Source organism: Rhodovulum strictum (assembly GCF_009649175.1).
GTDB lineage: Bacteria > Pseudomonadota > Alphaproteobacteria > Rhodobacterales > Rhodobacteraceae > Rhodovulum > Rhodovulum strictum.
This window is the reverse complement of record NZ_WJPO01000006.1, coordinates 88,099-100,730: the sequence shown is the minus strand read 5'-3', so window position 1 is coordinate 100,730 and position 12,632 is coordinate 88,099. Positions and strand designations below refer to the sequence as shown.

The following is a 12,632-nucleotide window of genomic DNA, read 5'->3' as shown; positions in this document are numbered from 1 at the left end:
ATCGGGGCCACAGTGTGAAGCCCGGAGAGTCACTCTGGTCGCGTTCCGCCTTGGGGGCCTGCCTGAGCAAGCCGCCCGCCCTGACGCACCATCTCGATGCGCGTGGCCTTTCCTGTGCGGTCGTCGGTCTCGACATAGACGCCCGAAACCGTCGCCTCGCCCGCGGCCGGGTTGAACCGCCCCTTGGCCATCCCGGTGATGAAACGGCGCATCGGCTCGTCCTTTTCCATGCCGATGACCGAATCATAGTCGCCGCACATGCCCGCATCGGACAGATAGCCGGTGCCGCCGGGCAGAACCTGCGCATCCGCGGTGGGCACATGGGTATGGGTGCCCACCACCAGGCTTGCCCTGCCATCGCAAAAATGGCCCATCGCCATCTTTTCCGAGGTGGCCTCGCAATGCATGTCGACCAGCACTGCCTGCGCCAGCCCCCCCAGCGGATGCGCCTTCAGGACCGGCTCGATGGCCGAGAACGGATCGTCGAAGGGCCGCTTCATGAAAACCTGCCCCAGCGCCTGCGCGACCAGAACCTTGCGCCCGCCGCGTGCCTCGAACAGCCGCGCGCCCTTGCCGGGCGCCCCCTTGGCATAGTTCAGCGGCCGCAGGATGCGCGGCTCCTGCTCGACGAAAGTCATCATGTCCTTCTGGTCGAAGGCATGATCGCCCAGCGTCAGACAATCGGCCCCGGCCTCCAGCAACTCGCGCGCATGCGCCGGGCTGATCCCCGCGCCCGAGGTCGCGTTCTCGCCATTGACCACGACGAAATCAAGCGCCCAGTCGGCGCGCAACACGGGCAGCCGCGCGATCACCGCATCGCGCCCGGCCCGGCCCATGACATCCCCAAGGAACAGAATTTTCATGGTCAACAGCCCTAGGCCGCGCCACGCCAAAGGGCAAGCCGTTCCGACACCCCGCCCGCGCGCCCCTGTCCTTCTTCTGGCTGCAAATATCCCGGGGGGAGTCCGCAAGGACGGGGGGCAGCGCCCCCCTGCGCGCCGTGCGATCTTTGCTCAGGCCCGGTCGGCCAGTGCCTTGCACCAAGCTTCCATTTCGCGCGTCGCGATTTCCATAGGCGGTTCCATGAAGGCGATGTGGAAGCGATCGCCCAGATCGGCCACGCCGATCGACCGCGGCCGTACCGCCAGCACATGGGCGTTCGGCAGCGCGATACCGAAACAGAAGACGATGTTGCGCGCGTCGCGGATCCCTTCGCCGATGGTGCCGCCGATGGCGGTGGTATGCGCGAAATGGTCGAAGATGGCGATGAAGGCCACCTTGGGATGGGCGTCGATCCGTGCCTTGAGGGCCGCCATGATGTCATCGACGCTCTCGCAAGAGGTCTCGGACTTGGGCAGGTCCATGCCGAAGACGGGGTATCTCTCCATCAGAAGGGTCTGTTTCATCGCCGCTCCGGGGCTGAGGGTTGATCTCGTGCCATCCTGACGGATCCGCCCTGCGCGGTCAGTGACCAGATCACCGGGCGGCTGCATCCCGTGCAGCGGCCAGTGCCTCGGGCAGCGCCGCGGCCAGCACATCCAGTTGATCCTCGGGGCCCGCGGAAATCCGGATGCAGCGATTCATGGGCGCCACCCCCGGCATCCGCACGAAGACATCCCGTTCGGCCAGACCGGCCAGCACCGCGCGCGCCAGGGCGCCATCCCCGCCGCAATCGACGGTGACGAAATTGGTGGCAGAGGGCAGCGCCACCAGCCCGTTGTCGCGCGCGATGGCCTCGATCCGGTCGTGCGCGGCGGCCACCTGCGCGCACACCTGGGCCAGCCAGGCCCGGTCGCCCAACGAGGCCAGCGCGCCCGCCTGGCTGATCCGGCACATCCCGAAATGATTGCGCACCTTGTCGAAGGCGGCGATCAGGGGCGCGGCGCCTATGGCATAGCCCACCCGGGCACCTGCCAGCCCATGCGCCTTGGAGAATGTGCGGAACCGGATCACGCGCGGGTCGTGGGGGTCGATGGGGGGCGCGGTGCCCTCGGGGGCGAATTCGATATAGGCCTCGTCCAGCACCATCAGCGTGCCCTCGGGCACCGCCTCGATCATCGCCTGCACGCGCGCGGCCGGGTGCCAGCTGCCCATCGGGTTGTTCGGGTTCGAAAGATAGACAAGCTTCGCCCCCACCGCCCGCGCCCGGTCGATCAGCGCGTCCGGGTCTTCGTGATCGTCGGCAAAGGGCACCATCTGCAACGCGCCGCCGAAGCCTGCGACATGGTAGTTGAAGGTCGGATAGGCCCCTGCCGAGGTCACGACCGGATCGCCGGGCTCGACCAGCATCCGCACCAGATAGCCCAGCAGACCGTCGATCCCCTCGCCGATCATCACGTTTTCAGGCGCCACGCCCAGATCGGCGGCCAGCGCCTCTCGCAGATCGTGATTGGTGGAATCACCGTATTTCCACGCTTCGCGCGCCGCCTCCTGCATCGCGGCGACGGCGCGGGGCGAGGGGCCGAACAGGCTTTCATTCGCGCCCAGCCGCGCGCGGAAGGGGCGGCCACGGGCACGCTCCTGCGTCTCGGGCCCGACAAAGGGCACGGTGGCGGGCAGGCAGGCCACGAGATCGGTGAAACGGGGTCCGGTCATGGGGCGAGCAAAGCGGAAAAGCCAAGGCCGGGCAAGGGGCGGGGTTGCGGGCAACCGCCCGCCTGCCTAGGCTCGCCCCGCACCAGGAGAGAGCCCGATGCCCGCACCCGATGTCCTGATCACGCCCCAAGGCCGCCGCCTTGCCCATCACCGCATGCCGGGCGCGGGGCCGGGGGTCGTCTTCCTTGGCGGTTTCATGTCCGACATGACCGGCACCAAGGCCACGCATCTGGAAGCCTGGGCACAGGCGCAGGGCCGCGCCTTCCTGCGTTTCGACTATTCCGGTCATGGGCAAAGCTCGGGCGCCTTTGCCGATGGCTGCATCGGCGACTGGGCGGCGGATGCGGCGGCTGCCATCGCCGCGCTGAGCACGGGGCCGCAGGTGCTGGTCGGCTCGTCCATGGGCGGCTGGATCGCGCTGTTGCTGGCGCGCGCCATGCCCGAACAGGTGGCGGGGCTTGTGGGCATCGCCGCCGCGCCGGATTTCACCGAAGACAGCCTGTGGGCGGGGTTCACCGACACCCAGCGCGCCCGGATCATGGCCGAGGGCCGGATCGAGATCCCCTCCGCCTATGCCGACAGCCCCTACACGATCACCCGCCGCCTGATCGAGAACGGGCGCGACAATCTGGTGCTGCGCACGCCGCTGCATCTGCCCTTCCCGGTCCGGCTGTTGCAGGGGACGGCGGACGAGGATGTGCCGGTGCCGGTCGCGCTGCGTCTGCTCGATCACATGGACTGCGCCGATGCGCAGCTGATTCTGGTCAAGGGGGCGGATCACCGGTTCTCGGAACCGGACAACCTGGCCCTGATCGAAGCCGCGATTGCAGCGGTGACGGCGGTCTGATCCGCCGCGCCCTCTGTCTTCTTCTTGGTCCAAATACCCACGCGCCGAAGGCGCCCGCGCCCGGCGGGCGCGGCCTCAGACGGTGCGCAGATGCACGCGGCCCGGTTGCGGTGCGCCGGAATTCGCGTCGATGAAGTCCAGCACCAGCGGGCGGATATTGTTGCGCCAGCTCTTGCCCGCGAAGATGCCGTAATGGCCCGCACCGGGTTCCAGATGGCTTGCCTTTTTCGAATCGGGCAGCCCGGTCAGCAGGTCGAGCGCCGCGATGCACTGGCCCGGTGCCGAGATGTCGTCATTCGCGCCCTCGACGGTCTTGACCGCGACATCGGTGATCGAGGCGATATCGACCTGCCGGCCCGCCACCTTGAAGACGTTGCGCGCGATCTCGCGGCGCTTGAAGACGCGCTCGACCGTCGACAGGTAGAATTCGGCGGTCATGTCCATCACCGCCAGATACTCGTCATAGAAGCGGTTGTGCTTGTCGTGGTCGGACGCCTCGCCCTTGGTCACGCGCAGCACCTGTTCGGAAAAGGCGCGGGAATGGCGGTCGCCATTCATCGACATGAACGAGGCAAGTTGCAGCAGCCCCGGATAGACCAGCCGCCCGACGCCCGCATATTTGAACCCGACGCGCTGGATCGCGATCTGTTCGAGCTGCCCCATCGTCACCCGGCGGCCGAAATCGGTGACATCGGTCTTGGCCGCGTCCGGGTCGATCGGCCCGCCGATCAGCGTCAGCGAGCGGGGCTGGGCATCGGGGTCTTCGGCGGCCAGATAGGCGGTTGCCGCCAGCGTCAGCGGAGCGGGCTGGCAGACCGCGATCACATGGGTATCCGGCCCGAGAAAGCGCATGAAATCGACAAGGTAGAGGGTGTAATCCTCGACATCGAACTTGCCCGCCGAAACGGGGATGTCACGGGCATTGTGCCAGTCGGTGACGAAAACCTCGCAATCGGGCAGAAGGCTGGCCACGGTCGAACGCAGCAGCGTGGCATAATGGCCCGACATCGGCGCGACCAGCAGCACGCGGCGCGGTTTCGGCGGGCGGCCATGGACCTGGAACTGGATCAGGTCGCCAAAGGGGCGCTGAACCACCTTCTCGACCGACACGATATGGTCGCGACCGTCGCCGGCGACCACCGTGTTGATGTTCCAGTCGGGCTTGGCGATCATGCGGGCGAAGGTGCGTTCCGTCACCTCGCCCCAGGCAGCGACCATCCTGAAGAACGGGTTGGGCACCATGCTGACGGCAGGATAAGAGCCGATGGCCTGCGCCGTTGCCCCCAGCCACTGGCTGGTGGTACGCGCCGTCTCCATCAGGTCGTAGGTCGCCATGTATTTCATTCGCCACTCCTTTTCCGATAGGATATCGGAGATGCAGGGGCAGCGGAAGCCGGGGAGGCGGCAATGCTGCGAACGCGAAAAATAAGGGGGAAATTTCGTCGTGACAACTGAAGAAGATGCGCCGGGCACGAATCTCGAACGGTTGAACGAGAACCTCGCCAAGCTGGAGGGGCTGACCGAGCGTCTGATGGCGGCGGTGTCGCGCAAGCGCAGGATAGATCCGAACCTTCAGGGGCCGGGGCATGACCTCTACATGAAGGCGGCCGCGGCCTATATGGTCGAGATGATGCGCAACCCCTCGAAACTGATCGAGCATCAGGTCGCCTATTGGGGCAAGTCGCTGAAACATTTCGTCGAGGCGCAGGAGGCGCTGGCCCGCGGACGGCTTCAGGCGCCCGAGGATCGCACGCCGTCCGATCCGCGCTTTTCCAACCCGCTCTGGCAGACGCATCCCTATTTCAACTTCGTCAAGCAGCAATACCTGATGAACGCCGAGGCGATCGCGAATGCGGTGCGCGGCGTCGAGGGGCTTTCGCCCAAGGATGCCAAGCGGCTGGAATATTTCACCCAGCAGATCGTCGACCTGATGTCGCCCGCGAATTTCCTGGGCACCAACCCCGAGGCGCTGGAACGTGCGGTCGCGACCGACGGGCAGTCGCTGGTGGACGGGCTGGAAAACCTGGTGCGCGACATCGAGGCCAACGAGGGCGAGATCCTCGTCACGCTGGCCGACCGCCAGGCATTCACCGTGGGCGAGAACCTGGCGACGACGCCGGGCAAGGTGATCTATCGCAATCGCCTGCTGGAACTGATCCAGTACGCGCCGTCAACCGAAACGGTGCATGCGACGCCGCTGATCATCTTTCCGCCCTGGATCAACAAGTTCTACATCCTCGATCTGACGCCGAAGAATTCGCTGATCAAGTGGATCGTCGATCAGGGCTATACGCTGTTCGTTGTGTCCTGGGTGAACCCCGATGCGTCCTATGCCGATGTCGGCATGGATACCTATGTCGAGGAGGGCTATCTGGACACCATCGCGCAGGTGAAGGCGATCACCGGCGAGGACAAGGTCAATGTCATCGGCTATTGCATCGCGGGCACCACGCTGTCCTTGACGCTGGCGCTGATGGAAAAGCGCAAGGACAAGTCCGTGCGCTCGGCCACCTTCTTCACCACGCTGACCGATTTCTCGGATCAGGGCGAGGTGGGGGTGTTCCTTGACGACGATTTCGTGGACGGGATCGTGCGCGAGGTGACAGCGAACGGCTATCTGGACAGCTTCTTCATGTCGCGGACCTTCTCGTTCCTGCGATCGAACGACCTGATCTACCGGCCCGCGATCCGCAACTACATGATGGGCGAACGCCCCCCCGCCTTTGACCTGCTTTATTGGAACGGCGATTCGACCAACCTTCCGGCGCGGATGGTGGTGGAATATCTGCGCGGGCTCTGCCAGCAGGACCGGTTCGCCAGCACCGGGTTCGAGATCTGCGGCGAGACGGTGCATATCGGCGATGTCAAGGTGCCGGTCTGTGCCATTGCCTGCGAGACCGATCATATCGCGGCCTGGTCCTCGTCCTATCAGGGCGTGCGGCGGATGGGCAGCCGGGACAAGACCTTCATCCTGTCGGAATCGGGCCATATCGCGGGGATCGTGAACCCGCCCGCCAAGCGGAAATACGGCCATTACGTCAGCGATGCCGACATCAAGGACACGCCCGCCGATGCCTGGCGCGAGGGGGCAGAGTTCCACGACGGGTCCTGGTGGCCGCGCTGGTCGGACTGGCTGAGCCGCCGTTCGGGCAGGCGGGTTGCCGCCCGAATCCCCGGCGAAGGCCCGCTCGGGGCGCTTTGCGATGCCCCCGGCACCTATGTTCTGGCCGGTAAAACCACCTGATTCCAGCGCCTTGCTGCTTTTGTGCTGCGGTGCAGCGAAAAAACTTGAAATGCTGCGCCGCAGCACGTATCTTGTTTGTCAGGAACACAGCAGAGACGGGCGGCCCGCCCGCGACAGGAGACCCCCAATGGCTGACACGCAAGACTTCACCAAGATCATGCAGGACATGATGTCGGCGTTCTCGATGGACCCGACCGCCATGCAGGACGCGTTCAAGACCCAGGCCGCGCTGGCCGAGAAAATGTCGCGCGTCGCGCTGGAAGCGGCCGAGAAATCGACCGAGATTTCCGCCAAATGGACCAAGGACACGCTGGCCAAGCTGGGCGAGGTGACCACCGTCAAGGACGAGCCCACCGACTACACCAAGTCGCTGACCGATTTCGCGTCGTCCACGGCCGAGATGGCTGCCGAGAACATGGCCGCCTTTGCCGAAGTGGCCAAGAAGGTCCAGATGGAAACCGTCGAGCTGATGCTGGCCGCTGGCAAGGATTTCAGCCAGGACGCCACCACCGCAATGAAAAAGGCGACCACCACCGCGACCAAGACCGTCAAGAAGGTCACGACCCCGGCCGCCTGAGCGAATTACGAGTTGGCCTCGACTCCTCCTCCCTGTCGATAGGTCAATACTGGGCGGGCCTCGTGCCCGCCCTTTCTTTTTGCGATTGCAGCGCATAAGCTTGCCTGCGCCGCTTTGCGGCATTGCCATCGAGGGAGGGCCGCCCGTGACCGACGCGAAAGAGCCGTTGCTGATCAAGCGCTATGCCAGCCGCCGTCTCTACAACACCGAGACGAGCGATTACGTCACGCTGGAAGATATCGCCAAGGTGATCCGCGAGGGCCGCGAGGTGAAGATCGTCGATCTGAAAAGCGGCGACGACCTGACCCGGCAATACCTGCTTCAGATCATCGCCGAGCATGAAAGCAAGGGCGAGAGCGTCTTGCCGATCAACGTGCTGACCGATCTGGTGCGCAGCTACACGACCTCGGCCCACAGCATCGTGCCGCAATTCCTGGCGCAAAGCTTCGACATGCTGCGCGAGAGCCAGGCGAAGATGATGCAGAACATGGGCCGGATGAACCCGATGGCCGCCATGCCCGGCTTCGAGGCGTTGAAGGCCCAGCAGGAAGCGTTCCTCAAGGCGATGACCGCGGGCTGGGCAGTCGGTTCGACGCCGGGCCGCGACGAGGACGAAGCGGGCGCCGACCGCAGCGAGCTGGAGGATATCCGCCGCGAACTGGCCGAGTTGCAGCGCAAGCTGTCCAAGCTGAACGGATGATCCGGCTCAGGTGCCGTAGGCGCGCGTTTCGGGCCGCTTGACCGCCTCGGCGGCGGCAACCAGTGCATCCGCGACGAAATCCAGGTCTTCGCGCGTCAGCCGCGCGGGCAGCCGCGTGTCGCAGGCGCGCATCAGCATGGCGCGGGTCCTGGACAGGTCGGGCACCGGTCCCTCGATGAATTGCCAGTTCCAGAAGGCGCGCGCATTGTCCCGGCTCAGCCCGAAGACCTGCACCGCCACGCCGCGTGCCGCGGCCTCGTCCTGAAAGGCGATCGCGTCGGCATCGCTGTCGAAGCCCGCCAGGTTGAACTGGATCGAGTCGGGCGCGCGGGTTTCGGCGGGCAGGGGGGGCGGCACGTCGAACCAGGGACAGGCATTCAGCCGCGCCGCGACGTGATCGTGGTTCGCCCGCCCGTCACGCACCCGGCGGTCGATCTCGGGCAATTGCGGGCGGATCACCGCGGCCGACAGGTTCTGCATCCGCATGTTGTAAAGCGGCAGCCGATTCTGCCAGCGGGCAAAGCTGTTCAACAGCCCGTCATGCTTCTTCCAGTTATGTTCATAGGCGCCCGACATGATGATCGCGCGCGCGGCAAGGTCGGGATTGTCGGTAATCAGCATGCCGCCTTCGCCCGCATTGACCAGCTTGTAGGACTGGAAGCTGAAACAGCCGATGGCGCCCAGCGTGCCGATCCTGCGGTCATGCCAGAGCGTGCCTAGCGAATGCGCCGCGTCCTCGATCACGGGGATGCCGCGCGCGTCGCACAGTGCAAGGATCGCGTCCATGTCCGAGGTATGGCCGCGCATGTGGCTGATAAGGACGGCGTCGATGCCCGTGTCGAGCTTTGCGGCGAAATCGTCGATGTCGATCCGGTAGTTCGAACCCACCTCGGCCAGCACCGGCTGGCAATCGGCATGGATCACGGCCGACGGCACGGCGGCAAAGGTGAAGGCGGGAATCAGCACGCGCGCGCCGCGCGGCAGATCCAGCGCCTTGAGCGAGAGGAACAGCGCCGCCGAACAGGACGAGACGGCGACCGCAAAGCGCGTCCCCATGAATGCCGCGAATTCGCGTTCCAGCAGCGTCACGGGGGCATCGGCGGCGGCGGTGTAGCGGAACAGATCGCCCGAGGCGAGCAGCCTGTCGATCTCGGCACGGGCGGCCTCGGGGATCGGCTCGGCGTCGTGGACATTGGGGGCGAGGGACATGGTTTCGCCTTTCCTGAACAGCACTTTCGGATTTCCTGTAAAGGAAAGCCCGGCCGCGGACAATGCCGCGACGGTACTCAGATGCCCAGCCGGTCGCGCAGGCCGTACCACGCCATGGCCAGCGCCAGCAGCGGGCTGCGCAGCGCGGGGCCGCCGGGAAAGGCGGGGCAGGGCAGGCGGGCCAGCGTGTCGAAGCCCGCGCTCGGGCCTTGCGCGGCCTCGGCCAGCAATCGGCCCGCAAGGGTGGCCAGTGCCACGCCATGACCGGAATAGCCCCCGGCCGACAGCACGCCCGGCGCAGGTGCGGCAAGATGGGGCAGGCGGGTGCGCGTGATGGCAAGCGTGCCGCCCCAGGCATGGGTCAGGGCCACATCCGCCAGATGCGGAAAGACCTGAAGCATCGGCTTGCGCACCTTGGCGCGGATGTCGGCGGGGAAGCGGTAGCCATAGCTTTCACCGCCGCCGAACAGCAGCCGCCGGTCGGGCGTCAGGCGGAAATAGTTGACCACAAAGCGGCTGTCGGCCACCGCGATGTCGCGCGCCAGAACCGTTGTCGCGCGCGCGCCCAGCGGCTCGGTCGCGACGATGAAATTGTTGATTGGCATGACCCGGGCCGCCACATGGCGGTCCAGCCCGCCCAGATAGCCGTTCGCCGCCAGGATCACCCTGTCGGCGGTCACGCGGCCGGTTTCGGTCACAACGACGGGGCGCGTGCCCGGTTCGATGCGGGTGACCAGCGTGCCCTCGTGCAGATGCGCCCCGGCGGCAGCGGCGGCCCGCGCCAGCCCCAGCGCATAGGCCAGCGGGTTCAGATGCCCGGCACCCCAATCCACCACCCCGCCGCGATAGGCGGGCGATCCCACCAGCGCGCGCATCTCGTCCTGGTTCAGCGGTTCGACCAGATCGTAGCCATAGTCGCGGCGCAGCTTTTCGGCATAGGCATGCGCGTGCGCCACGCCGCGCGCGGTCCATTCTGCATAGGCCACGCCGGGGCGATAGTCGCAGCCGATGGCGTGTTGCGCGATCAGATCGGCGACCAGCGCGCGCGCATCCTCGGCCAGATGCCAGAGCCGGGTGGCACTATCATCGCCCAGCATCCGCTCCAGCGCGTCCTGATGCAGCCGCTGGCCCGATCCGACCTGACCGCCATTGCGCCCAGACGCGCCGAAGCCCACGCGATGCGCCTCGACCAGAACGACATCGGCCCCGGCCTGCGCCGCATGCAGCGCCGCCGACAGCCCGGTATAGCCGCCGCCCACGATGCAGATATCCGCCCGCATGTCGCCCTGAAGCGGCGGGAACGGGTCCAGCGGCGGCGTGACCTCGGCATACCAGCTTGCCGGCCAGGCGCCGCGGCGGTCGTTGGCAAACAGCAGGTTCATACGTTCAGCAGCAGATGCTCACGCTCCCACGGACTGATGACTTGCAGGAACTCCTTGTATTCCAGCGTCTTGACGCTTTCATAAACGGCGCAGAATTCCTCGCCCAGAACCGAGCGCATGGACGGGGACGCGCCGAAAAGGTCCAGCGCCTCGGACACGTTGCGCGGGATCGACTCGTCGCCGGAATAGGCATCGCCCTTGTATTCGGGTTTGGGTTGCGCCCCCTCGATCAGGCCCAGATAACCGCAGGCCAGCGAGGCGGCGATACCCAGATAGGGGTTGCAATCCATCCCGGCCAGCCGGTTCTCGACCCGGCGCGCCTCGGGTTCAGCGACCGGCACGCGCAGCCCGGTGGTGCGGTTGTCGCGCCCCCATTCCAGATTGATCGGCGCGGCGAAATCGGGAACGTAGCGGCGATAGCTGTTCACATAGGGCGCAAGCAGCGCCACCACGGACGGCATGTGGGTCTGAAGCCCGGCGATGAAATGCATGAAGGCCGGGCTTTCGCCGCCATCGGGTTCCGAGAAGATGTTGCGGCCCGTCACCGTCTCGACCACGGAATGGTGGATATGCATGGCGGAACCGGGTTCGTCCTCGATCGGCTTGGCCATGAAGGTGGCGTAGCAGTCATGCCGCAGCGCCGCCTCACGGATCAGCCGCTTGAAGAAGAAGATCTCGTCGGCCAGCCGCACCGGATCGCCATGGCGCAGGTTCAGTTCGACCTGACCCGCGCCGCCCTCTTGCAGGATGCCGTCGATCTCCAGCCCCTGCGCCTCGGCGAAATCGTAGATGTCGTCGATCACCGGACCGTATTCGTCCACCGCGCTCATCGAATAGGCCTGCCGCGCGGCGGCCTTGCGTCCCGACCGGCCGATCGGTGCCTCGACCGGCTCGGCCGGGTTGGTGTTGCGCGCGACAAGGAAGAATTCCATCTCGGGCGCGACGATGGGCTTCCAGCCGCGCGCGTTGTAAAGGCCGACCACCCGTTTCAGCACGTTGCGCGGCGCAATCGACACCGGGTTGCCCGCCTGATCGGAAATGTCGTGGATCACCTGCAATGTCAGGTCGGCCGTCCAGGGTGCGGCCGTCGCGGTGGTGAAATCCGGCGTCAGGATCATGTCGGGTTCGGTGAATGCCTGACCCGGAATGTCGGCCCAGTCGCCGGTGATCGTCTGAAGGAAGATCGAGTTCGGCAGGTAGAACCGCGCCTGCGTGGCGAATTTCGAGGCGGGCATCGCCTTGCCGCGGGCAACGCCGGCAAGATCGGCAACGATGCATTCCACCTCGTCGGGTTTGCGCCCGCCAAGATAGGCCGTCGCGGCCTCGGGAAGCTGGTCGAGCCAGTTTGACATCGGATTAGCGCCTTTCGGTGAAGAACCGCGCGATGCGCGCGGCCATGGCATCTGAATCGGTGGGCAGGTCCAGCCGCGCGCGCGCTGCATCCAGCAGGTCGTCGGGCACCAGCCCCGCCCCGCGGGTCTGCATCAGCCCCGCGATGAAACCGCTGTCGAATTCGGGATGGGACTGAACCGAAAACGCCCTGTCGCCATAGATCAGCGCGGCATGGGCGCAGAAATCGTTGCTGCCGATGGTTTCGGCCCCGTCGGGGGGGCGGATCACCTGGTCCTGATGCCAGGCGTTCAGCCGGAAGGGCCGCCCCTCGATCCGGTAGTCGCAAGCCCCGACCGACCAGCCGCCGACGAACTTCTCGACCTGTCCGCCCAGCGCCCGGGCGATGATCTGGTGGCCGAAACAGATGCCCACGACCGGCACCGCGGCATCAACTGCGGCGCGGATGAACCCCTCCAGCGGCGGGATGAAGGGATGGTCCTCGTAGACGCCATGGCGCGAGCCGGTGATCAACCAGCCCCCGGCGTCATGGGGCGAGGCGGGAAACTCCATCGCCTCGACGTCATGGGTGACGAAATCGAAGCCCTGGCCCGCAAGCAGGCGCGTGAACATGTCGGGGTAGTCGCCATGCTCCGCCCGAAGCGCGTCGGGCGCATGGCCGGTCTGCAATATGCCGATCCGCATGGGGGTCTCTGGGTTGTGTGCGGCCAACCTAGTCAGCGGCCCGC

The 12,632-nt window shown here is 66.1% G+C and carries 12 protein-coding genes; 4 read left to right on the top strand and 8 right to left on the bottom strand.

Annotated features, from left to right (window positions below; all coding sequences use genetic code 11):
* Positions 1-29: 29 nt before the first annotated feature.
* The 3 genes from GH815_RS06000 to GH815_RS05990 form a co-directional block, all read right to left on the bottom strand.
* Positions 30-863, bottom strand: a complete 834-nt coding sequence (locus GH815_RS06000; protein WP_153747912.1) for a TIGR00282 family metallophosphoesterase — start codon at positions 861-863, stop codon at positions 30-32.
* A gap of 150 nt (positions 864-1,013) precedes the next feature.
* A complete protein-coding gene (locus tag GH815_RS05995) occupies positions 1,014-1,406 on the bottom strand; it encodes a DUF6858 family protein (RefSeq protein ID WP_153747849.1) in 393 nt (130 codons plus the stop codon).
* Between the two features lie 70 nt (positions 1,407-1,476).
* A complete protein-coding gene (locus GH815_RS05990) occupies positions 1,477-2,595 on the bottom strand; it encodes a pyridoxal phosphate-dependent aminotransferase (RefSeq protein ID WP_153747848.1) in 1,119 nt (372 codons plus the stop codon).
* Positions 2,596-2,692: 97 nt separating this feature from the next.
* Between GH815_RS05990 and GH815_RS05985 the strand changes: the two genes are divergently transcribed.
* Positions 2,693-3,442 carry an alpha/beta hydrolase gene (locus GH815_RS05985; RefSeq protein ID WP_153747847.1) on the top strand — a complete coding sequence of 250 codons (750 nt, stop codon included), beginning with the start codon at positions 2,693-2,695 and terminating at the stop codon, positions 3,440-3,442.
* A 75-nt stretch (positions 3,443-3,517) separates the two neighbouring features.
* Here GH815_RS05985 and phaZ read toward each other — a convergent pair whose 3' ends face one another.
* A complete protein-coding gene (gene phaZ / locus GH815_RS05980) occupies positions 3,518-4,786 on the bottom strand; it encodes a polyhydroxyalkanoate depolymerase (RefSeq protein WP_153747846.1) in 1,269 nt (422 codons plus the stop codon).
* Positions 4,787-4,886: 100 nt separating this feature from the next.
* On the opposite strand from phaZ, the gene GH815_RS05975 reads away from it, so the two are divergent.
* The 3 genes from GH815_RS05975 to phaR all read left to right on the top strand — a co-directional run bounded on the left by GH815_RS05975 (position 4,887) and on the right by phaR (position 7,963).
* Positions 4,887-6,686, top strand: a complete 1,800-nt coding sequence (locus GH815_RS05975; RefSeq protein ID WP_343030683.1) for a PHA/PHB synthase family protein — start codon at positions 4,887-4,889, stop codon at positions 6,684-6,686.
* A gap of 127 nt (positions 6,687-6,813) precedes the next feature.
* Positions 6,814-7,263, top strand: a complete 450-nt coding sequence (locus tag GH815_RS05970) for a phasin family protein (protein ID WP_153747845.1) — start codon at positions 6,814-6,816, stop codon at positions 7,261-7,263.
* A gap of 145 nt (positions 7,264-7,408) precedes the next feature.
* Positions 7,409-7,963 carry a polyhydroxyalkanoate synthesis repressor PhaR gene (gene phaR, locus GH815_RS05965; protein WP_343030682.1) on the top strand — a complete coding sequence of 185 codons (555 nt, stop codon included), beginning with the start codon at positions 7,409-7,411 and terminating at the stop codon, positions 7,961-7,963.
* A 6-nt stretch (positions 7,964-7,969) separates the two neighbouring features.
* On the opposite strand, the gene GH815_RS05960 is transcribed toward phaR, so the two are convergent.
* The 4 genes from GH815_RS05960 to GH815_RS05945 all read right to left on the bottom strand — a co-directional run bounded on the left by GH815_RS05960 (position 7,970) and on the right by GH815_RS05945 (position 12,588).
* Complete coding sequence (locus tag GH815_RS05960) at positions 7,970-9,172, bottom strand: DegT/DnrJ/EryC1/StrS family aminotransferase (protein ID WP_153747843.1); 1,203 nt, start codon at positions 9,170-9,172, stop codon at positions 7,970-7,972.
* A 77-nt stretch (positions 9,173-9,249) separates the two neighbouring features.
* Positions 9,250-10,554 carry an NAD(P)/FAD-dependent oxidoreductase gene (locus tag GH815_RS05955; protein ID WP_153747842.1) on the bottom strand — a complete coding sequence of 435 codons (1,305 nt, stop codon included), beginning with the start codon at positions 10,552-10,554 and terminating at the stop codon, positions 9,250-9,252.
* Entirely contained in the window at positions 10,551-11,906 is a 1,356-nt protein-coding gene (locus tag GH815_RS05950; RefSeq protein ID WP_153747841.1) for a glutamine synthetase family protein, read from the bottom strand. Before GH815_RS05950 ends, GH815_RS05955 begins: the two co-directional genes overlap by 4 nt.
* Before the next feature lie 4 nt (positions 11,907-11,910).
* Positions 11,911-12,588: a type 1 glutamine amidotransferase gene (locus GH815_RS05945; RefSeq protein ID WP_153747840.1), complete on the bottom strand. Its 678-nt coding sequence runs from the start codon at positions 12,586-12,588 to the stop codon at positions 11,911-11,913.
* Positions 12,589-12,632: the final 44 nt, after the last annotated feature.